Origin of the sequence: Pseudorhodobacter aquimaris (assembly GCF_001202025.1) — a bacterium.
Classification (GTDB): domain Bacteria; phylum Pseudomonadota; class Alphaproteobacteria; order Rhodobacterales; family Rhodobacteraceae; genus Pseudorhodobacter; species Pseudorhodobacter aquimaris.
In genome coordinates, this window is sequence record NZ_LGHS01000046.1 from 209,959 (window position 1) to 230,014 (window position 20,056).

Genomic DNA, 20,056 nt, shown 5'->3' on the forward strand with positions numbered 1-20,056 from the left:
TTGCTCAGAGCGTGGTAGGCCAAGTTAATTTATCGGGATTATACGTGCTTTTCTGGACAGTTAAACCGCTTTCCTGTATCGCTGCGTTTATGGCCAAGCAAAACGCTCAAGAACCCAATGCCCTTCGGCAATATTTGCCGAGGTTTCACCTGCCGGACTTTTGGTCGGTAGGGGCCGGGTTGATTGCGCTTTTGGTGCTGGTGCCAGTGGTCTCGGTCATCTGGCTGGCCTTTCATCCGGCGGAAAACATCTGGCCGCATTTGATGTCGACGGTGTTGCCACGCTATTTGGGCAATACGTTTTTCATGATGGGTGGCGTGGGGGCGTTGACGGCGTTTGTCGGCACCGGCGCGGCGTGGCTGGTGGCGATGTACCGTTTTCCGGGCAGTCGCTGGCTGGATTACGCATTGCTGTTTCCCTTGGCGATACCGGGTTATGTCGGGGCCTATGCGCTGGTGGATTTCTTTGATTATTCCGGCGTGGTGCAAACCGCGATGCGGGCCAGCTTTGGCTGGGAGAACGCGCGCGATTACTGGTTTCCGGCGATCCGCACACGGCAAATGGCCGTGATTGTGCTTTCGGCGGCGCTTTACCCTTATGTTTACCTGCTGGCCCGCGCCGCGTTCCGCGAGCAGTCCAACTGCACCTATGAGGTGGCGCGCGCGCTTGGGGCCGGTCCTTTGGCAGTGTTCTGGCGGGTGGGCCTGCCCTTGGCGCGGCCTGCGATTGCCATGGGGGTGGCCTTGGCCCTGATGGAGACTGTGGCCGATTTCGGCACGGTGGATCATTTCGGGGTGCAAACCCTGACCACGGGGATTTTCTCGGTCTGGCTGAATGGCGGCAATGCGGGCGGGGCTGCGCAGATTTCACTGGTTATTCTGGCGCTTGTCGTCGGGCTTTTGATGGTAGAGCGGATCAGCCGTCGCAATGCGCGTTTCCACCGGATGCCACGCGCCACGCGCCCGCTTGCCCCGCAACATCTGACAGGGGTTCGCGCTTGGGTGGCTACAGCGGCCTGTCTTGTGCCGTTCGGTGTGGGGTTTATCTTGCCCGTGGCGGTGATGCTTGGCCATGCGGTCAAACATCCTGAGGCATGGGTTTCCAAAGGGTTGACGCAAGCTTTGGTGAACACGATCTTTGTGGGCGGAGCAGCAGCGGGCCTAACGGTCGGGGCTGCGATCTTTTTGGTTTATGGTGTGCGTTTGGCGGGTCGGGGCTTGCCGCGCATGGTCTTGCCGCTGACCTCGGTCGGTTATGCCGCGCCGGGGACGGTGCTTGCCGTGGGGTTGTTGATCCCGCTGGCGGCTTTGGATCATCGGGTGGCGGATACGATTTTGGCGCTGACGGGCACCGATCCGGGGCTGTTGCTGACGGGAACTGCGGCGGCTTTGGTCATCGCATATATGGTGCGGTTTTTCGGAATTGCGCAGGGGGCCGTGGATTCGGCGTTCGGGCGTGTGTCGCCCTCGCTGCCGCTGGCGGCGCGGTCTTTGGGGCGCGGGCCGTCGGGGACATTGGTGGCGGTCTATATCCCTTTGATGCGCGGGTCTGTGGCAACAGCGCTTTTGGTGGTGTTTGTCGATTGCGTCAAAGAGCTGCCGGCGACTTTGCTTCTGCGCCCTTTCAACTACAACACCCTTGCAACCCGCGTTTATGAACAAGCCAGCCTTGAACGTCTGGGCGATGCCGCCCCTGCGGCCCTATTGGTGATGTTGGTGGGATTGGCGGCGGTATGGGTGATGGCCCATACCAACCGCGCTTAACGCCAGACCTCGGGGTTGATCATATGGATCGGTGCGCCCTCGGCATAGGCGTTGATCTGGTCAAAGATGTCCGCAAACTGGCTGTCCAACTCATCCTCGGTGACAAAACCGATATGCGGCGTGGCGATGACATTCGGGTGATGGACCAGGGGGTCATGCGCATCGGTCAGGGGTTCGGTCTCAAACACATCGATGCCCGCACGCCCTGGCCGTCCCGCGCGCATCGCGGCCAGCATGGCCCCCGGTTCCACCAACCCCGCGCGTGAGGTGTTGATAAAACTCGCGCTCGGCTTCATTAGGGCCAGATCGGCGGCGCTGATGATGCCTTTGGTTTCGGGCTTCATGCGGACATGGAGGCTGATGAAATCGCTCTGGGCAAAGAAGGCCTCGCGGCTTTCGGCCACTGTCTCTCCGGCGGCCAAGGCCCATGCGCGCCCCTGTTCGGAGGCCCACCAGACCACCTCCATCCCGAAGGCGCGGGCATAGCCTGCCACGGCCCGCGCAATGCGCCCGTAACCGTAAAGCCCCAAGCGGCGCCCCGCCAGCGATTGGCCAACGCCCATCTGCCATTGCCCTGCCTTGATCGATGCATTTTGCGCCGTCAACTGCCGCGCGCAGGCCAGCATCAGCGCCCATGTCAGCTCTGCCGCGGCGACGGAATGGCCATCGGCCTTCATGTTGGAACACAGCAACACCCCCTGCGCCGTGCAGGCAGGGACATCGACATGCGGGTAAACGCTGCGCTGGCTGATAAGCTTCAGGTTTGGCAGGCGCTGCAACAAATCGGCCGTTATGGCGGTGCGCTCACGAAACAGCACCAAAGCCTCGGCCCCTGCCAGCTTTTCGGCCAGCAGGTCTGTGGACCGGAAATGCGCGTTCCAGACCGTGACATCGTGGCCCTTCAGCTTGGCAAAGCAGGGCAGGCCGCGCAAAGTGTCAAACCAATCGTCGAGAATATGGACTTTCATAAAGCCTCTCTGGTTGCATCAGAATTTCATATAGCGCGCCATGATGGGGGCGGCGGTGATAACCAATACGATGCGCGTCAGGTGATGGACAATCACAAAGCCCAGATCCGCCCCCGCAACGATTGCCAGAACCGTCATTTCGGCCTGCCCGCCCGGCGCAAAGGCAAGGAAGCCCTCTACCTGCCCTGCAAGTCCGCTCAGCACAACAAATTCAGTAAAGGCAATCGCCAGCAAGGCCAGCAAAATGACATAGGCGATGCCCGCCAGCACAACCTTACGCAACTCGGTCAGGGTCACACCGACGTAGCCCACTCCGATGCCGATGCCGATGAAATATTGCGCGGCAAGGATGGCCTCGGCAGGGGGGCGCACTGTGATCAGACCCGCAAGCGACAGGGCGGCGGTCACGATCATCGGCCCAAGGATGGAGGCCCCGAAGAGGCCAAGCCGCTCTCCACCCTTCCAGCCGACGAGTGCGGCAAAGATCATCAACCCGATCTGGGTCAGGTCCATCCCGACAATGGGCGCCCCGATCGGTTGGGTCAGCGGGGTGTCAAAGGCCTGCGTCAACAGGATCGGTGCGACGCTGACGATAATCAGAACCCGCGTTGCATGGATCAATGACAGCGCACGACCATCGCCCCCTGCCTCCGTGCCAAAAATCACCATATCCTGCAGCCCGCCGGGCATCGCCGCGTAATAGGCCGTTACCGGATCAAACCCGCAGATGCGGCGAAAAAACGGCACCCCCACCAGCCCGATGCACAGCACATAAAGCGGGATCAGCGCCACCGATAGCGCCATTTGCGGCAGCAGGGTGATCAGGTCCGGCGTAATTGATGCCCCGACGGCCACACCCAGAATGGTGCGCGCAGCAACGGCGATCTGTCCCGTGCCGCGCAGGGGAGCGCCCCAAAGGGCCGCGATCAGGCAGGCAAGCATCGGCCCGAACAAAAACGGCAGGGGCAGGCCAAGAACGCTGAAAATCGCAGTGCCAAGGGCGGCCAGTATCAAGGTGGCGACCGTGCGGGCGAAGGGTGACAAACTGGCCATCGTTGGAACCTTTGTTGACAGGCTGTGAATCCTACTGTATCCAAGTGTATGCAAAATACAAGTGCGGAGTTTATCGTGGCCAGCAATGCCCAGCCAATTCGGGACCTCAGTCAAGGTCAGGACGCTTATCAGCGGCTGATTTCCGAAATCCGCTCCGGTGCGCTTGGCCCCGGTGACCGGCTGACGGAAACAGATTTGGCAGAGCGTCTGGGCATCAGCCGCACCCCTGTGCGTGAGGCGATCCGCGCGCTGGAGGCGGACGGCCTCGTGGTGCATGTGCCGCGCGTGGGCGCCAGTATCCGCCGCCTGACCTATTCCGAGGTGACCGAGCTTTATGAGATGCGCGCCGTTCTGGAAGGGACCGCAGCCCGCTTGGCGGCCCGCACGGCATCGGATGTGGAGCTGGCTGAATTGCAGATGATCTCGGATGAGATGGCGCTGACCCCTGCCGAAGCGCCGCGCCTTTATGCGCTGAACCGTCAGTTTCACGCCACGCTTCTGGATGCCGCCCGCAACCGTTTCTTGCTGGAGGCGGTGGCGGGGCTGGAAAAGACGCTGCTTATTCTTGGCCCCACCACGATGGAGGATGCAGGCCGTGTGCGCCAGGCACAGGCCGAGCACGAGGCGATCCTTAACGCCCTTAATGCGCGCGATGGTGACCGGGCGGAAACCCTGATGCGTGCCCATATCAACGCAGCTCATGCCATGCGCCTTCGCCAGTTTCGATCTGAAGAACAAGGAAACCAGCCACTATGAAACATATAGACAAACTTTGGGATGTGGTCGTGGTCGGCGGTGGCAATGCCGCGCTTTGTGCCGCGATAGAGGCGGCCGAGGCGGGTGCAAGTGTTATCATTCTGGAAGGGGCGCCCAAGGATTACCGTGGCGGCAACTCCCGCCATACCCGTAACTTCCGTTGTATGCACCAAGGCCCGCTGTCGGTGCTGACCGATGCCTATGAAGAGGCGAATATTACGACGACCTGTTGCTTGTGACCAAAGGCAAGACAGATGAGCATCTGGCGCGGCTTGCCATTCGCACCTCGGAAACCTGCCTGCCATGGATGGAAAAGCAGGGCGTTCGGTTTCAGCCCTCGCTTTCGGGCACGTTGTCGCTGTCGCGCACCAATGCGTTTTTCCTTGGCGGCGGCAAGGCGCTGGTGAATGCCTATTACAACCGTGTTGAGGATCTGGGCGTGACCGTCGTCTATGAGGCGCAGGTTCAGCATGTGGATATCGAGGATGGCACCTTTCGCGGCGTTGACTGCGCAATCGCCGGGGCGCCGGCACGGGTGAACGGCCGTGCGGTGGTGCTTGCCTCGGGCGGATTTCAGGCCGATCTGGACTGGCTGGCGCGGGCCTGGGGGCCTGCGGCGCGCAATTTCCTGATCCGGGGTACGCCCTATAACCGGGGTGTCGTGCTGAAGGATATGCTGGATCAGGGCGCGGAATCGGTGGGCGATCCGACGCAATGCCATGCGGTTGCCATCGACGGGCGTGCGCCAAAGTTTGACGGCGGTATCGTGACGCGGCTCGATTGTGTGCCGTTCTCCGTGGTCGTCAACCGCGACAGCCAACGCTTTTATAACGAGGGTGAGGATGTCTGGCCCAAACGCTATGCGATCTGGGGCCGCTTGGTGGCCGCACAACCCGATCAGGTCGCCTATTCCATCATCGACAGCCAGAGCATTAATGCCTTCATGCCTTCGGTTTTTCCGCCCGTAGTGGCCGATACGATCGAGAAATTGGGGGAAAAGCTGGGCCTGTCCGGCACGGCCCTGAAGGAAACGATTGATACATTCAACGCCGCCTGCCGTCCCGGCACCTTCCACGGCAATGAATTGGACGGGCTGGCCACCGAAGGGTTGGAGCCGCCCAAGACCAACTGGGCCCGCCCCATCACCAAGCCGCCCTTCTATGGCTATGCGCTGCGCCCCGGTGTGACCTTTACCTATTTGGGGCTGAAGGTGGATGACACCGCACGGGTCACAGGGACCAATGGACTTATGACCAACGTCTGGGCCGCAGGCGAAATCATGGCAGGCTCGATCCTCGGGCAGGGCTATCTGGCTGGGTTCGGGATGACCATCGGCACCGTATTTGGACGTATCGCAGGCAAGGAGGCCGCAAAACATGTCGCTTGAAACGATAAATCTTGCCGGGCTGGACCTGACACAAGAAGCGCGCCGTCAGGTCGAGATTTGCAACGCCTGCCGTTACTGTGAAGGGTTCTGTTCCGTATTTCCCGCAATCGCCGAAAAGCGGATGTTTGCGGATGGCGATATCACCCAGCTTGCCAGCCTGTGCCACAATTGTCAGGGCTGCTATCATGCCTGCCAATATACCGCCCCGCATGAATTTAACCTGAACCTGCCCGCCATTCTGGCCGAAGTGCGCCATGACAGCTGGGATCGTTTTGCATGGCCCCGCGCCTTTGCCGGCGCGTTCCAGCGCAGTGGTGTTGCAATCGGTCTGGCGCTGGTTGCCGGGTTTGCGTTGCTGTTTGCGGCACTTGTGGCCCTGCGCCCCGAATCGGGTGAGGGTTTTTATGCCTTTCTGGCGCATACCGCCATGGTCGCGATTTTTGCGCCCGCTTTCCTTGGTCCCTTGGCGGTGATTGCGATTGGTCTGCGCCGCTATTGGGTTGAGGTCGGCGGTGCGCCGATCCGGCTGTCGCATCTGCGTGCGGCCTTTGCCAGTGCGGCAACCATGCGCAACCTCGGTGGCGGACAAGGGCAGGGCTGTAACTTTGAGAACGGCAACCGTTTTTCCAACAAGCGGCGCATGGCGCATCAGATGGTCATGTACGGGTTTTTGCTTTGCTTTGCGGCGACCTCGAGCGGCACATTGATGCATTACCTGTTAGGGATGGAAGCACCTTACGGACTGTTTTCATTGCCTAAATTGCTGGGCGTTCCGGGTGGGGTGTTGTTGACGCTTGGCGCGGTCTGGCTGGTGTCGCTCAAGATGCGCTCGGAAAAAGCGTTGGGCGCTGCGAGTGCCTGGGGCGGAGAGATGGCCTTTGTGATCTTGCTGGGGCTGACGGGGTTCACGGGGCTTGCGCTTTATGCGGCGACGGGTACGGCGCTTGTGGGGCCACTGCTTGCGGTGCATCTGGGGGCGGTGCTGGCGTTCTTCCTGACCACGCCCTATTCCAAGATGGTGCACGGATTTTACCGTCTGGCGGCCCTGATCCGCGATGCGCAAACCAAGGGCTAGGGCTGTTCCCTTTGACCCGCCAGCGGGATGCGCAATTCAAACAGCGCGCCCCGCTGGCTCTCCAGAACCCGGGCGGTTCCGCCATGGGTCTCGGCGATCTTGCGCACGATGGCCAGCCCAAGCCCGCATCCGCCTGAACTGTCGTCATTCAGGCGGATGAAGCGGTCAAAGATACGATCATGCATATCTGGCGGGATGCCGGGGCCGTTGTCTTGCACGGTGATCGCCACATCCTCCGGCCCGAAAGTTACCGTCAGCGCAACCTTGCCGCCATTGGGACAGCCGTAGTGGCTGGCGTTGTCCAACAGGTTCTCGATTGCCTCTGACAGCATAATCTGATCCCCAAAGACAGGACATGGCTCGCCCGACGTGTTGAATGACACCTCAATCCCGCTGCGCATCCCCTGTTCAGCAAAACGTATGGTAAGCTCTTGCGCGAGGGCGTTGATATTCAGGGTTTGCCAGTTCTCGGCGTCGCTGCGCCCCCGCGCTTTATCCATCGACAGCAATTGCTGTGTGAGGCGGCCTGTTCTGCGGGCGGTCTCGGCAAGCTCGGCCACGCGCTGGCGCAGAACGGCCTCATCGGGGGCGGTGGTGGCGGCCTCGGCCTGGGCCTGAATGGCGGCGATGGGGTTGCGCAGTTGATGGGCGGCGTCAGAGATAAAGGCATCGCGCAGGGCGAAGGCCTCGGTCAGGCGCGCGAACAGCGAATTGACCGCGCCGACCAGATTGCGCACCTCTTTGGGAACCACGCGTTTGATTGGCCGAAGATCGCCGGCAGAACGTTCCGCAACGGCCTCTCGCAGTTGCAAAAGGGGTCTGAGGCCAAGGTTGATCCCGAACCAGACCAAAAGCCCTGCTGCGGCGACGACAACCGTCATCAACACCACCGATTGCCCGAAAAGCTGAAGGCTGAGCGCCTCTCGCTGACCCTTGGTTTGCCAGACATCCACGGTGACCCAGCCGCCAAAATCCTGTTCGGCGATGAATTCGCGCAGGGTGACAACGCGCACGGGCTGGCCAAAGCTGGTGGCATCGTAAAAATACGGGATGCCGGTGTCGATTCCTGCCGAATCCGGCCGTGGCGGCGCGTCGGAATAGCCGGTCACAAATCGCCCATCGGGGCCTTCAATGCGGTAATAGACCGGATCTCCCAGTGCATCGGTCAGCGCGTCCAGAAGCTGCTCGGTCAGCATATCGCCATCGCTCAGCACCACATCGCGCGAGATGGTCAGCGCGACAGCCAAAAGCGTGTCGTCGTAAAGCTGCTGCGACATACGCTCGGCCATGACAAAGCGCGCCGCTGCCGCCAGACAGGCGACCAAGACAAGCGGCATGATGATCAGCACGAACAGGCGGCTGCGCAAGGACCAATGGTTCATGCGGGCGTGTCATCCAACAGATATCCCAAGCCGCGCGCGGTGCGGATGGTCACGCCGGTATTGGCCAGTTTGCGCCGCAGGCGAGAGATCAAAAGCTCCACCGCATTGGCCTCTACCTCGGAGCCGATGCCGTAAAGCGTATCCGCGATCCGCTCTTTGGAGACAATCCTTCCGCTATGGTCCATCAGACATTCCAAGAGGGCCAATTCACGGCGGGGCAGGTCAATCGGCCCTGCGGGGCCAATGACGGTGCGGGCGGTCTGGTTGAACTGGATCAGGCCGATTTCACGGATGCCGGTCTGGATATCTGCGCGCCGCCGTGACAGGGCGCGGATCCGGGCGGTCAGCTCTGCCATGTCAAAGGGTTTGACCAGATAGTCATCCGCCCCCGCATCCAGCCCTGTGACGCGGTCGCTTAAATCACTGCGCGCGGTCAGCATGATTATGGGTATGCCAGAGCCTTGTTTGCGCAGGGCGCGCACGATCTCGACCCCGTTGAGCCCGGGCAGGTTGATGTCGATGACCGCGATATCGCCCCCCTCGGAGGCAAGGAAGCGGTAAGCCTCATCACCGTCGTTCAGCCAGTCGACAGCATAGCCCTGATCGCGCAGGGCATTCGCAACCCCCTGTGCGAGGCTTTCATTGTCTTCGACCAGTACAATCCGCATTTGTTTGCCCGCATTAGGGTTTCGACAGGTTTTCGACAGCATGCACAAATACGGTGCATTTTATCAAGTCGCTTTGGGGGACGTTGTTTGCGGCGACTTATTAGGGGCACGACATTTTTGGTGCAATAGCACAAGATATCGGGCAACCTTGTTAGTAATACATGGGAGAGGAAGTAACATGACCAATTTATTCTCAACAACGCGCCGCGGCGCGCTTGGGCTTGCACTCGGTGCGGCTGCCACTTTCGGGCTTGCGATGCCTGCGGCGGCAGAGGTTTCCTTTGAGGGCAAAACGATCGAGTTCATCATTCCGTTTTCTGCGGGTGGCGGCTCTGACACTTGGGCGCGTTTCAATGCGCCGCTTTTGGGGAAATACCTGCCTGGAAACCCGACGATTGTTGTGGTGAACGAGCCCGGCGGCGGGTCGACCAAAGGGTCCAACCTCTTTGCGGCGCGGGCCAAGCCTGACGGGTTGACGGTGCTGGGCACCTCTGGCTCTACGCAGTTCCCCTATCTTTTGGGCGATCCGCGCGTGCGCTATGAATATGCCGACTGGGAGATCGTGATGGCCGCGCCGACGGGTGGTGTGGCCTATGTCTCGCCGTCGACCGGCGTTTCCTCCTTTGAGGAGATTGGCAAGCTCAAGGGGCAAAAGCTGATCTATGCAAGCCAGGGGGCGACCTCGCTTGATCTGGTGCCGCTTTTGGGATTCAAACAGTTGGGCCTTGATGTGCAGCACGTCTTTGGTTTCAAAGGTCGCGGCGATGGCCGTCTGGCGTTTGAGCGGGGCGAGACCAACATCGATTATCAAACCTCCTCGGCCTATATCAAGAACGTGGAGCCATTGGTGGAGGCTGGCACAGCCGTGCCTTTGTTCAGCTGGGGCGCTTTGGATGAAGACGGCAACCCTGTGCGGGACCCGACCTTCCCCGATCTGCCCGATTTCTCAGAAGCCTATGAGCTGATGACCGGCAACGCCCCCGAAGGCCCGGGGTTTGATGCCTATTTCGCCTTCTTTACCGCAGGTTTCCCGGCGCAAAAGATGATGTTCCTGCCCAAAGGCACCCCGCAAGAGATTGTGGACGTCTATCAAGCGGCTGTGACAGAGATGAAGAAAGACCCGGATTATATCGCCAACAAGGAAGCCATTCTTGGCACCTATGAGCAGGTCACCGGCAAGGCGGCAGATACGCTTTATAAGCGCGGCACCGTGATTTCGCCAGAGTTGCGCAAGCAGGTGGTCGATATGCTGGCTGCTGAATACAACGTCAAACTCGGCGATTGATACCTTTGCGGCGGCCCCCCGTTCGGGTGGGCCGCCGATCCCGATACTCGCATCGAAACCGTCGTAAGTCCGGTGCGCCCCCGTGTGCCGGTCGGGAGAATTTCATATGATTGACACACTGCTTACAGCCTTCGCTACCCTGATGACATTCCAGCACATGGCTTACATGCTGCTTGGCGTGGTTGTGGGGTTGACGATTGGTGTTATTCCGGGCCTTGGCGGGATCGCCGGGCTTTCCTTGCTGGTGCCGTTTCTATACGGCATGGACCCGATTTCGGCGCTGGGAATGTTGATCGGCCTTGTGGCCGTTATCCCCACCTCGGACACTTTTGCATCCGTCTTGATGGGCATCCCTGGGTCGAGCGCCAGTCAGGCCACCGTGCTTGACGGCTTTCCTTTGGCCAAACAGGGCCAGGCGGCGCGCGCCTTGTCGGCGGCCTTCATCTCATCGCTGTTCGGTGGCATCGTCGGCGCGGTTATTTTGACGTTCTTCGTTCTGGTTGCGCGGCCGTTGATCTTGCTTTTCGGATCGGCGGAATTGTTCATGCTGGCACTGTTCGGCCTCTCGATGGTCGCGGTTCTGGCGGGGCGAAGCCTGCCCAAGGGCTTGGCCGCTGCGGTGATCGGGCTTTTGATCGGCTCTATCGGAGCGGCACCTGCGACCGGTGAATTCCGGATGATCTTTGGCACTGAATACCTTTATGACGGTATCCCCTTGGTCATCATCGGCCTTGGCCTGTTCGCCATTCCCGAGATTTCCGATCTTCTGCGCAAGAACGCCTCTATCGCTGAGCGTAACGCCCTTGGCAGCGGTTGGTTTCAAGGCTTGCGCGATTGGTGGGCGAACCTGTTCTTGTCCATCCGTTGTTCCGGTTTCGGCTGTCTGATCGGTGCGATTCCCGGGCTCGGCGGTTCGGTTGTGGACTGGATCGCCTATGGCCATGCGGTGCAGACGAGCAAGAAGAACCCAAACTTCGGCAATGGTGATATTCGCGGCGTGATCGCGCCCGAAAGCGCCAATAACGCGATGCAGGGCGGTGCCCTTTTGCCGACGATGCTGTTTGGGATTCCGGGCTCGGGCTCTATGGCGGTGTTCCTTGGCGGTATGGTTCTGATCGGGATTGAGCCGGGGCCATCCATGGTCGGGCCGGACCTGAATATCACCTATTCGATCATATGGTCGCTGGCGCTGGCCAATATCATGGGGGCGGGCATCTGTATGATGCTGGCGCAGCCGATCTCCAAGCTGACATCGGTGCCGTTCCATTATCTTGCGCCGTTCATGATCGCACTGATCTGTTTTGCGGCGTTTCAGGCAACGCGTGACCTGTCGGATCTGGTGGCCTTGTTGGTTATCGGCGTTGTCGGGATATTGATGAAACGGTTTGGCTGGCCACGTCCGGCCTTGCTGATCGGTTTCGTGTTGGCGCCGCAGGCCGAGACTTTCTTTTACCAGGCATTGCAGTTCAACGGTTGGGGGTTCCTGATCCGTCCAGGCGTGTTGATTATCGCCGCAATGACCATAGCCTCGGTATATTTCGGGCTAAAGAACCGCGTCGATGATACCGGCACTTCGGGCGAAAGCGTGGTAACCTCTCATGCCAGCCGCACCATCCAGATCGGTTTTGCCCTTGCGATGATGGCTTTCTTTGCCGTCGCGCTTTGGGATGCGGTGGCACATTCCTTCCTTGGTGCGGTGTTTCCGCTTGGGGTTGGGGTGGTTGGTCTGGTTTTTGGGCTAATCTTGTTGGTTCATTTGTGGCGCGGACAGGCGGATCACCCGGCGTTCTTTGATTATGAGATTGTCGGGGATCACGTTGGCAACAGTGGCAACAGCTGGTTCTGGACGGGTCCTGCGTGGATCGCGGGTCTTGTTGCTGCCACGGCTCTGGTCGGTTTCTATATCTCGATGATCCTGTTCTTTGTCGCCTTCTTGCGGCTGCGGGCAAAGGCGTCGTGGTTGATGACGGTCGTGCTGACGCTTGCGGCTGCTGCGCTTATTCTGGCGATGGCCTATATGCTTAGCCTGAACTTCCCGTCGGGCTGGTTGCAAGGTGCCTATGATCTGCCTTGGCCGATTCGTTAAAAGGGGGTAGATATGACACAAACAGCAATCCCGTTTTGGTTCCTGCGCGGCGGTACGTCGCGCGGGCCCTATTTCAAACGCAGCGATCTGCCCGAGGACCGCGAGACCCTGGCCGAGGTGCTGCTCGCGGTTCTCGGCTCTGGCCATCCGCTCAATATTGACGGTATCGGGGGCGGGGCGGCGGTGACCACCAAGGTTGCCATGCTGTCGCGTTCTGATGATCCCGAGGCGGATGTGGATTACTTCTTCGCGCAGGTCTCGGTTGAGGATCGTACCGTCGATTTCAAGCCGACCTGTGGCAATATCCTGTCAGGGGTCGGGCCTGCAGCGCTGGAAATGGGGTTGGTGAAACCTTCGGGCGATGAGACCCGCATCCGCGTTCTGGCCGTCAATACCGGCGCGCGGGTAGAGGCGGTTGTTCAGACCCCTGATGGTTCGGTGAGCTATGAGGGCACTGCTGCGATTGATGGCGTGCCGGGGACGGGTGCGCCGATCTACCTCAACTTCATGGGGGTTGTCGGGTCCAGCACGGGGGCTTTGCTTCCGACAGGGGCTGCGCGCGATGTGATCGACGGGATAGAGGTGACTTGCATGGATGTTGCCATGCCGATGGTCATTGCCCGTGCTGCCGATTTTGGCCTGACCGGACATGAAAGCGCTGCCGATCTGGATGCCAACCGTGATTTCTATGCGCGGATGGAACCCATTCGGGTGGAAGCGGGCAAGCGTATGGGCATGGGCGATGTGTCCGGCTCTGTCACGCCGAAATTCGGCCTGTTGTCGAAGCCAAAAGCGGGCGGCACCATCACCGCGCGTTATTTCATGCCTAAAAATTGCCATCCGACCATGGCGGTGACCGGCTCTCAATGTCTGGCGTCTTGCATGTTGACACCCGGCACCGTGGCCGAAGGTTTGTTTGATGCCCCAGAAGGCAACCCTGCGCTGGTGGTGATTGAACATGCGTCGGGCACGATCGAGGTTACAGTCGATTACAGCAATGACGCCGACGGCTTTCACCTGCGCTCTGCCGGGCTTATGCGCACGGCCAGATTGCTGGCCCGCGGTGAGGTTTTTGTGCCCGCAAGCATCTGGGGCGGACATTAAACCCAACCCCCGGCCCCCATTCAGGAGATTGAAACCCATGCGTTTGAAACTTGCACTGTTGCCCGGTGACGGCATCGGCCCAGAAATTACGACTGCAACCAGAACCGTGCTGGATGCAGCGGATAAGGCTTTCGACCTTGGGCTAAGCTGGGTCGAGGTTGCAATCGGCTTTGAGGCGCTTGAAAAATCGGGCAGCACCTTTCCCGATAGCGCGCTTGAGGCGGTGCGGGGCTGTGACGGGCTGATCTTGGGGCCGGTCTCGCACAACAGCTATCCACAGCGTGCCGAGGGGGGGCTGAACCCGTCAGGAGAGCTGCGCAAACGTCTGGACCTTTTCGCCAACATTCGCCCCGCCCGCAGCCGTGCCGGTATTGCGCCGCGCACAGGGGTGCCGATTGATCTGGTGGTGGTGCGCGAAAACACCGAAGGGTTCTATGCCGACCGCAATATGTTTGCAGGCGCCGGTGAGGTGATGCCGACCGAGGATGTCGCGCTCGCGTTTCGCAAGATCACCCGCAGCGCCAGTCTGAACATCGCTCGCGCCGCCTTTGCCGAGGCCGAGGCGCGGCGCAAGGCGGGCACGGGCGCCGGCAAGGTGACGGCGGTCCATAAGGCCAATGTCATGCGGGTCTCGGACGGGTTGTTCCTGGAGTGTGTGCGTAGTGTTGCCAAAGAGCACCCGCAGATCGTTTATGATGAGCGGCTTGTGGATGCGATGTGCGCCCATTTGGTGCGCAATCCGGCAGAGTTTGACGTGATCTGCACCACCAATATGTTTGGCGATATCCTGTCCGATCTGGCCTCGGAAATTGCGGGCAGCCTTGGGCTGGCGGCCTCGCTGAACGCAGGCACCGACAATGCGATGGCACAGGCACAGCACGGATCGGCCCCCGATATCGCAGGTCAGGATAAGGCGAATCCGTCCTCTTTGATCGGATCGGCGGCGATGTTGCTGGATTGGCTGGGCACCAAGCTTAAGGATGCCGATTTATGTGCGGCGGCAAAGGCCGTTGATGCGGCGCTGGAGGCGGTGCTGTCGCAGCCCGAAAAACGTACCGGCGATCTGGGCGGTCGGTCGGGTACACGCGCCTTTGCCAAGGCGGTTGCGGGCGCGCTAACGGCCTAACTTCCCATAGTATTTCCGTGTCTGGGCCCGGCCGCCGCGCCATGGTTGATTGCACGCTATGCCTATCCATAACTGTGCCGCAAGACGCGGCGGCAGTTTTTGCAGATGCGCGATACATTGGCTCATGACGGTTTGTGTTGGGGTGACGAGATGCTAGACAGGAGGGAACTAAAGGGATAAAGGATGGCAGTTAGCGCTAACAATTACGCAACCCCGCAGAAAGGTAGCCCAATGGTCTCACGCGTTATACCGGTCGATGTCTTTGATCTGGTGGTGTTTGGCGGCACCGGTGATTTGGCACAACGCAAAATCATTCCGGGGTTGTATCGGAGGTACTGGGGCGGACATATTCCACCCGAAAGCTGCATTATTGGTGCGGCACGCTCTGATCTGGACGATGCGGGTTACCGCGCGCTGGCGCGTGAGGCGATCATCGAATATGTTGCCGAGGATAAGCGCGACCCTGAGATCATCGAGGCCTTTCTGGCCCGCCTAAGCTATGTCGCGATTGATGCCAAGGGCACGGGTGGCTGGGACAAGCTCAAGGCGCGGGTGCGCAAGGGCACGGTGCGGGCGTTCTACTTCTCGGTCGCGCCCTCGCTGTTCGGGGATTTGGCAGAGCGTTTGCACCTGCATGGAATTGCAAATCCCGAAAGCCGGATCGTGGTGGAAAAGCCTTTTGGCCGGGATCTGGAAAGTGCCAAAGCGCTGAACGCCGTTCTGGCACAGCATTTCACCGAGGCACAAATTTACCGGATCGACCATTATCTTGGCAAGGAAACCGTGCAAAACCTGATGGCGGTGCGCTTTGCCAATATCCTGTTCGAGCCGCTGTGGAAATCCGAGTATGTTGATCATGTTCAGATAACGGTGGCCGAAACCGTGTCGGTTGACGGGCGCGGCTCTTATTATGATCGGGCGGGGGCGATGCGGGATATGGTGCAAAACCATATGATGCAGCTTTTGTGCCTGATTGCGATGGAACCGCCTTACCACTTTGACCCGGATGCTGTGCGCGATGAAAAGCTGAAGGTGATCCGCGCGCTGGACCCGGTTTCGCCGGATGATATTGTGCGCGGGCAATATCTGGCGGGCAACGGGCAAGGCAGCTATTTGGAGCATTGCGAGGATCCGGCCAGTAAAACCGAAAGCTATATCGCGCTGAAGGTGAATATTTCGAACTGGCGCTGGAAGGGGACCCCGTTCTATTTGCGTACCGGTAAGCGACTGCGGGCCCGGACATCCGAGATTGCGATCACTTTTCGTGAGCCGCCACATTCCATCTTTGACGATGCCGAGGGTTGGCGCGAAAATGTGCTGGTGATCCGCCTGCAACCCAATGAGGGTATGAACCTCAAGGTGATGATCAAAGAGCCGGGGCCGGGCGGGATGCGTTTGACCCAAGTGCCGCTTGATATGTCCTTTGCCGAGGCCTTGGGGGAAAGCGGGGCGGATATTCCGGACGCTTATGAACGGCTGATCATGGATGTGATCCGTGGCAACCAGACCCTGTTCATGCGCGGTGATGAAGTTGAGGCCGCATGGAGCTGGACCGACCCGATCATTGAGGGATGGGAAGAACGGGGCGACAAGCCGATGCCCTATGATGCAGGATCATCGGGACCAGAGGATGCCTTGATGCTGATGCACCGCGACGGGCGGCGCTGGCGGGAGATACGGGAATGAATCTGATTGAATATGCTGACCGGGAAATGATGATGATGTCGCTGGCGAATAAGATCGCCGGCGAGTTGGGCGCGGTGTTGCGTCAAAAGGGACGTGCCAGCCTTTCTGTGCCGGGTGGGACCACGCCGGGGCCGGTGTTCGACATGCTTTCTGCGGTGGATCTGGACTGGGCGAATGTCGCGGTATTCCTGAACGATGAACGTTGGGTGTCCGAGGACAATCCACGTTCCAACACCGGTCAGTTACGACAGCGGCTGCTGCAAGACCGCGCCGCCAAGGCGCAACTGGTGCCACTTTATGCGCCCGTGGATCGGCCCGAGGACGCGATGGAATCCTTGGCCGAGGGTATCGTGCCGCATCTGCCGATTTCGGTGCTTTTGCTGGGGATGGGTGCGGATATGCACACGGCCTCGCTTTTCCCCGGTGCGGACCGCCTGCAAGAGGCCCTGGCCGATGATGCGCCTGTTTTGCTGCCGATGCGTGCGCCAGGCGCGGATGAGCCGCGGATCACGCTAACCGCACCGGTGTTGCGTGATGCGTTGAACATCCATATCCTGATCATCGGCGCGGACAAGCGCGCCGCGATAGAGCGCGCCGCAAACCTGCCGGTTGAGGAGGCGCCTGTGCGCGCAATTCTGGCCGATGCAACAATCCACTGGGCGGAGTAAACCTATGACAAACCACTGGCAACGCCTTCGCGACCATCACGCACAGATCAAAGATCTTCGTATTGCCGAGCTGCTGGATAACCCGTCACGCGCGCCGGAGTTTTCGGCGCGCCACGGTGAAATGCTGTTTGATTTTTCCAAGACAGGGATCGATGTCAAAGGGCTTGCAATGTTGCTGGAACTGGCGCAATCAGCCGATGTTGGTGCCAAGCGTGATGCGATGTTCGCGGGCGCGCAGATCAATGAGACCGAGGGCCGGGCCGTGTTGCACACCGCCTTGCGCAACCTGCAGGCCGATGTGGTTGTGGACGGTGAAAACGTCATGCCCGAGGTGCGCGCGACCCATGCGCGGATGGCCGATTTCGCGCGCGCTTTGCGCGACGGCAAGATCACAGGGCAGGGCGGGGCCTATACCGATGTGGTTAATATCGGAATTGGCGGCTCGGACCTTGGGCCTGCAATGGCCTATATCGCGCTTGCGCCCTATGCCGATGGTCCGCGCTGTCATTTCGTCAGCAATTGGACGGGGCCCATATCCATGATACCCTGCGTGGATTGAACCCTGAAACCACGCTGGTCATCGTCGCCTCCAAGACCTTTACGACGATTGAAACCATGACCAATGCGCAAACCGCAAAGGCGTGGATGGCCGAAAAGGTTGCCGATCCTGCGGCACAGTTCGCCGCCGTTTCCACGGCCGCCGATAAAACCGCCGCCTTTGGCATTGATGCCGCGCGTGTCTTTGGCTTTGAGGATTGGGTCGGCGGGCGTTACTCGATGTGGGGGCCGATTGGCCTGTCGCTGATGCTGGCCATCGGTCCCGAAGGATTTGATGATTTTCTGGCCGGTGGTGCCGATATGGACAGGCATTTCCGCCAAGCTGCCCCTGCACATAACCTGCCGGTTTTGCTGGCACTTGTTGGCATCTGGCACAACCAGATCTGCGGCTATGCCACGCGGGCGGTGCTGCCTTATGCACAGCGCCTGTCGCGCCTACCGGCCTATTTGCAACAGCTGGAGATGGAGAGCAACGGCAAGCGTGTCTCGATGGATGGGGCTGATCTGGTGGAACATTCCGGCCCCGTGGTCTGGGGGGAGCCGGGAACCAATGGCCAGCACGCCTTTTATCAGCTGATCCACCAAGGCACGCGTATCATTCCTTGCGAATTTATCGTGACCCGCCAAGGGCATGAGCCTGATCTGGTACATCAGCATTTGTTGCTGGTGGCCAATTGTCTGGCGCAATCCGAAGCCTTGATGCGTGGGCGTTCGCTGTATGAAGCGACCGAGATCATGGCCGCCAAAGGCCTGACGGGGGGCGAGCTTGACCGACAGGCCCGCCACCGTGTCTTCCCCGGAAACCGGCCTTCAACCACGCTGGCCCTGCCCAAGTTGACACCCTTTACCTTGGGCCAGATTGTTGCGCTCTATGAGCATCGCGTCTTTGTCGAAGGCGTTATTCTGGGACTGAATTCATTCGATCAATGGGGTGTGGAGCTGGGCAAGGAGCTTGCCGTGGCACTGCAACCGATCTTGGAACGTCGCGCCTCGGCGGATGACAAGGACGGCTCGACCCGGATGCTGGTCGACTACTTGATGGCGCCGCCAAACGGCTAAAGGGGGATTTCCCCCCCTTTAGCCTATCGCTTTACGCAAGGGCTGCAATCACCAGCACTTCAACCCGGTAGCCGGGGGTGGCCAGTTTAGATTCGCCTGCGGCCCGTGCCGGTGTGTGACCCTGTGGGACCCAAGCATCCCAGACCGCGTTCATTTCGGCAAAATCGGCCATATCGGCCATCCAGATTTGCGTGGTCAGGATGCGGGTTTTGTCTGTGCCCGCCTCTGCCAGAAGCTTATCGACCTTGGCCAGACAATCCTTGGTCTGTTCGGTGACAGATGCGTTTTCGGTGCCGACCTGGCCTGCAAGATAGACGGTGCCGTTGTGAATGACGGATTGGCTCATTCTTGGGCCGGTATGGGTGCGGGTGATCTCAGCCATGACAAAACTCCTTGTATTTCATGCGATGTCTTTGCCTAGCGCGCCGTGCGTCAGCTGGGAAGAGGTGATTTGTTGACGGGCGGCGTTACTTCGCTGGTTGCAAAGCCAGCCTTGCGAATAATGCCCGCGATATGGCCAAGCTGCCCCGCCAAGGGGTTGGTCTTGCGCCAGAGCATTCCGATCCGGCGGGTCGGGCGCGGATTTGCCAGCCTCGCAATAGAAACAGAGGCCGATCTGGTTTCAATCGGCACGGCCATTTCGGGGATCAAGGTCACGCCAATACCTGCACCCACCATTTGCACAAGCGTGGACAGGGCGCTGCCCTCCATTACATCGCGCGGCAAGCTGGCAGAGATTTTGCAAAAAGACAGTGCCTGATCGCGAAAACAGTGGCCCTCTTCCAATAAAAGCAGCCGCATTTCGCGCAGGCTTGCCGCATTCGGCACCGGCTTGTCGGCCTCGGCGAGGGGCCGGACCAGCACGAATTCCTCTTCGAACAGCGGTTCTTCGTGCAGGCTGGCGTCTGCGATGGGCAGGGCCACGATGGCCGTGTCTAGCTTGCCCTCCTTCAGATCTGCCAGCAGCTTTTGGGTCACTGCCTCTCGGGGGCGCAGGTCCAATGCCGGGTATTGTGCGGTCAACGCCTTGATCATTCCGGGTAAAAAATAGGGGGCAACGGTTGGAATAATGCCAATGCGCAAATGGCCAAGTAGGGGGCTGTATGCTGCACGGGCCAGATCGTCCAGCTCATCCACCGCGCGTAAAATGTCGTGGGCGCGTTGGGCAAAGACGGTGCCCAGGCTGGTTAACCGGATCTTGCGCGCCCCGCGTTCAACCAGCGGTGTGCCAAGGATGGTTTCCAGCTCTTTGATTTGCAGCGAAAGCGCGGGCTGCGAAATCGCGCAGGCGTCGGCCGCGCGGCCGAAATGGCCGTGTTGGGACAGTGCCTCAAAGTAACGTAGGTGTTTCAAACTGATATAACTCATAAGCACAGCATATCGCAGAGATTAGAAAATGCAAATTTTATTAATGAGTGACGCGTGCTAATGA

17 protein-coding genes and 1 pseudogene are annotated in these 20,056 nt (G+C 59.8%); 12 read left to right on the forward strand and 6 right to left on the reverse strand.

What is annotated here, in order from left to right; genetic code table 11:
* Positions 1–89: 89 nt before the first annotated feature.
* Positions 90–1,763, forward strand: coding sequence for an ABC transporter permease (locus AKU94_RS07545; protein ID WP_050526673.1), 1,674 nt, complete (start codon positions 90–92; stop codon positions 1,761–1,763).
* Here the strand turns inward: AKU94_RS07545 and AKU94_RS07550 are convergent.
* Both AKU94_RS07550 and AKU94_RS07555 read right to left on the reverse strand, forming a co-directional pair.
* Positions 1,760–2,731: a D-2-hydroxyacid dehydrogenase family protein gene (locus AKU94_RS07550; protein ID WP_050526674.1), complete on the reverse strand. Its 972-nt coding sequence runs from the start codon at positions 2,729–2,731 to the stop codon at positions 1,760–1,762. The two genes, AKU94_RS07545 and AKU94_RS07550, sit on opposite strands and share 4 nt — an antisense overlap.
* Before the next feature lie 18 nt (positions 2,732–2,749).
* A complete protein-coding gene (locus AKU94_RS07555; RefSeq protein ID WP_050526675.1) occupies positions 2,750–3,784 on the reverse strand; it encodes an AbrB family transcriptional regulator in 1,035 nt (344 codons plus the stop codon).
* 75 nt (positions 3,785–3,859) lie between these two features.
* Between AKU94_RS07555 and AKU94_RS07560 the strand changes: the two genes are divergently transcribed.
* Genes AKU94_RS07560 through tcuB form a run of 4 tightly spaced genes read left to right on the forward strand, consistent with a single transcriptional unit; the run spans position 3,860 to position 7,002 of the window.
* Entirely contained in the window at positions 3,860–4,540 is a 681-nt protein-coding gene (locus tag AKU94_RS07560) for a GntR family transcriptional regulator (protein ID WP_232295718.1), read from the forward strand.
* Positions 4,537–4,779 carry an FAD-dependent oxidoreductase gene (locus AKU94_RS20870; protein WP_408633679.1) on the forward strand — a complete coding sequence of 81 codons (243 nt, stop codon included), beginning with the start codon at positions 4,537–4,539 and terminating at the stop codon, positions 4,777–4,779. The genes AKU94_RS07560 and AKU94_RS20870 overlap by 4 nt, the downstream gene beginning before the upstream one ends.
* The gene (tcuA, locus tag AKU94_RS07565; RefSeq protein ID WP_408633680.1) at positions 4,770–5,927 is read left to right on the forward strand and encodes an FAD-dependent tricarballylate dehydrogenase TcuA; all 1,158 of its coding nucleotides are present in this window, start codon (positions 4,770–4,772) and stop codon (positions 5,925–5,927) included. Before AKU94_RS20870 ends, tcuA begins: the two co-directional genes overlap by 10 nt.
* Complete coding sequence (gene tcuB, locus AKU94_RS07570) at positions 5,917–7,002, forward strand: tricarballylate utilization 4Fe-4S protein TcuB (RefSeq protein ID WP_050526676.1); 1,086 nt, start codon at positions 5,917–5,919, stop codon at positions 7,000–7,002. The genes tcuA and tcuB overlap by 11 nt, the downstream gene beginning before the upstream one ends.
* Here the strand turns inward: tcuB and AKU94_RS07575 are convergent.
* Together AKU94_RS07575 and AKU94_RS07580 are read right to left on the reverse strand one after the other, a co-directional pair.
* Complete coding sequence (locus tag AKU94_RS07575) at positions 6,999–8,384, reverse strand: sensor histidine kinase (protein ID WP_050526677.1); 1,386 nt, start codon at positions 8,382–8,384, stop codon at positions 6,999–7,001. The two genes, tcuB and AKU94_RS07575, sit on opposite strands and share 4 nt — an antisense overlap.
* A complete protein-coding gene (locus AKU94_RS07580; RefSeq protein WP_050526730.1) occupies positions 8,381–9,052 on the reverse strand; it encodes a response regulator transcription factor in 672 nt (223 codons plus the stop codon). The genes AKU94_RS07575 and AKU94_RS07580 overlap by 4 nt, the downstream gene beginning before the upstream one ends.
* A gap of 178 nt (positions 9,053–9,230) precedes the next feature.
* On the opposite strand from AKU94_RS07580, the gene AKU94_RS07585 reads away from it, so the two are divergent.
* The 7 genes and pseudogenes from AKU94_RS07585 (at position 9,231) to pgi (ending at position 18,624) form a co-directional block, all read left to right on the forward strand.
* Entirely contained in the window at positions 9,231–10,337 is a 1,107-nt protein-coding gene (locus AKU94_RS07585; RefSeq protein WP_050526678.1) for a Bug family tripartite tricarboxylate transporter substrate binding protein, read from the forward strand.
* 106 nt (positions 10,338–10,443) lie between these two features.
* Positions 10,444–12,423: a tripartite tricarboxylate transporter permease gene (locus tag AKU94_RS07590; protein ID WP_050526731.1), complete on the forward strand. Its 1,980-nt coding sequence runs from the start codon at positions 10,444–10,446 to the stop codon at positions 12,421–12,423.
* Positions 12,424–12,435: 12 nt separating this feature from the next.
* Entirely contained in the window at positions 12,436–13,527 is a 1,092-nt protein-coding gene (locus tag AKU94_RS07595; RefSeq protein ID WP_050526679.1) for a 4-oxalomesaconate tautomerase, read from the forward strand.
* A gap of 37 nt (positions 13,528–13,564) precedes the next feature.
* Positions 13,565–14,653: an isocitrate/isopropylmalate dehydrogenase family protein gene (locus tag AKU94_RS07600; RefSeq protein WP_050526680.1), complete on the forward strand. Its 1,089-nt coding sequence runs from the start codon at positions 13,565–13,567 to the stop codon at positions 14,651–14,653.
* 231 nt (positions 14,654–14,884) lie between these two features.
* Positions 14,885–16,339: a glucose-6-phosphate dehydrogenase gene (gene zwf, locus AKU94_RS07605; RefSeq protein ID WP_050526681.1), complete on the forward strand. Its 1,455-nt coding sequence runs from the start codon at positions 14,885–14,887 to the stop codon at positions 16,337–16,339.
* Entirely contained in the window at positions 16,336–17,007 is a 672-nt protein-coding gene (pgl, locus tag AKU94_RS07610) for a 6-phosphogluconolactonase (protein WP_050526682.1), read from the forward strand. The genes zwf and pgl overlap by 4 nt, the downstream gene beginning before the upstream one ends.
* A gap of 169 nt (positions 17,008–17,176) precedes the next feature.
* A pseudogene (gene pgi / locus AKU94_RS07615) lies at positions 17,177–18,624 on the forward strand (glucose-6-phosphate isomerase).
* A gap of 31 nt (positions 18,625–18,655) precedes the next feature.
* On the opposite strand, the gene AKU94_RS07620 reads toward pgi, so the two are convergent.
* Together AKU94_RS07620 and AKU94_RS07625 are read right to left on the reverse strand one after the other, a co-directional pair.
* On the reverse strand, positions 18,656–19,006 hold the full coding sequence (locus AKU94_RS07620) for a RidA family protein (protein ID WP_050526683.1): 351 nt from the start codon (positions 19,004–19,006) through the stop codon (positions 18,656–18,658).
* Between the two features lie 50 nt (positions 19,007–19,056).
* Positions 19,057–19,992, reverse strand: coding sequence for a hydrogen peroxide-inducible genes activator (locus AKU94_RS07625; RefSeq protein ID WP_050526684.1), 936 nt, complete (start codon positions 19,990–19,992; stop codon positions 19,057–19,059).
* Positions 19,993–20,056: the final 64 nt, after the last annotated feature.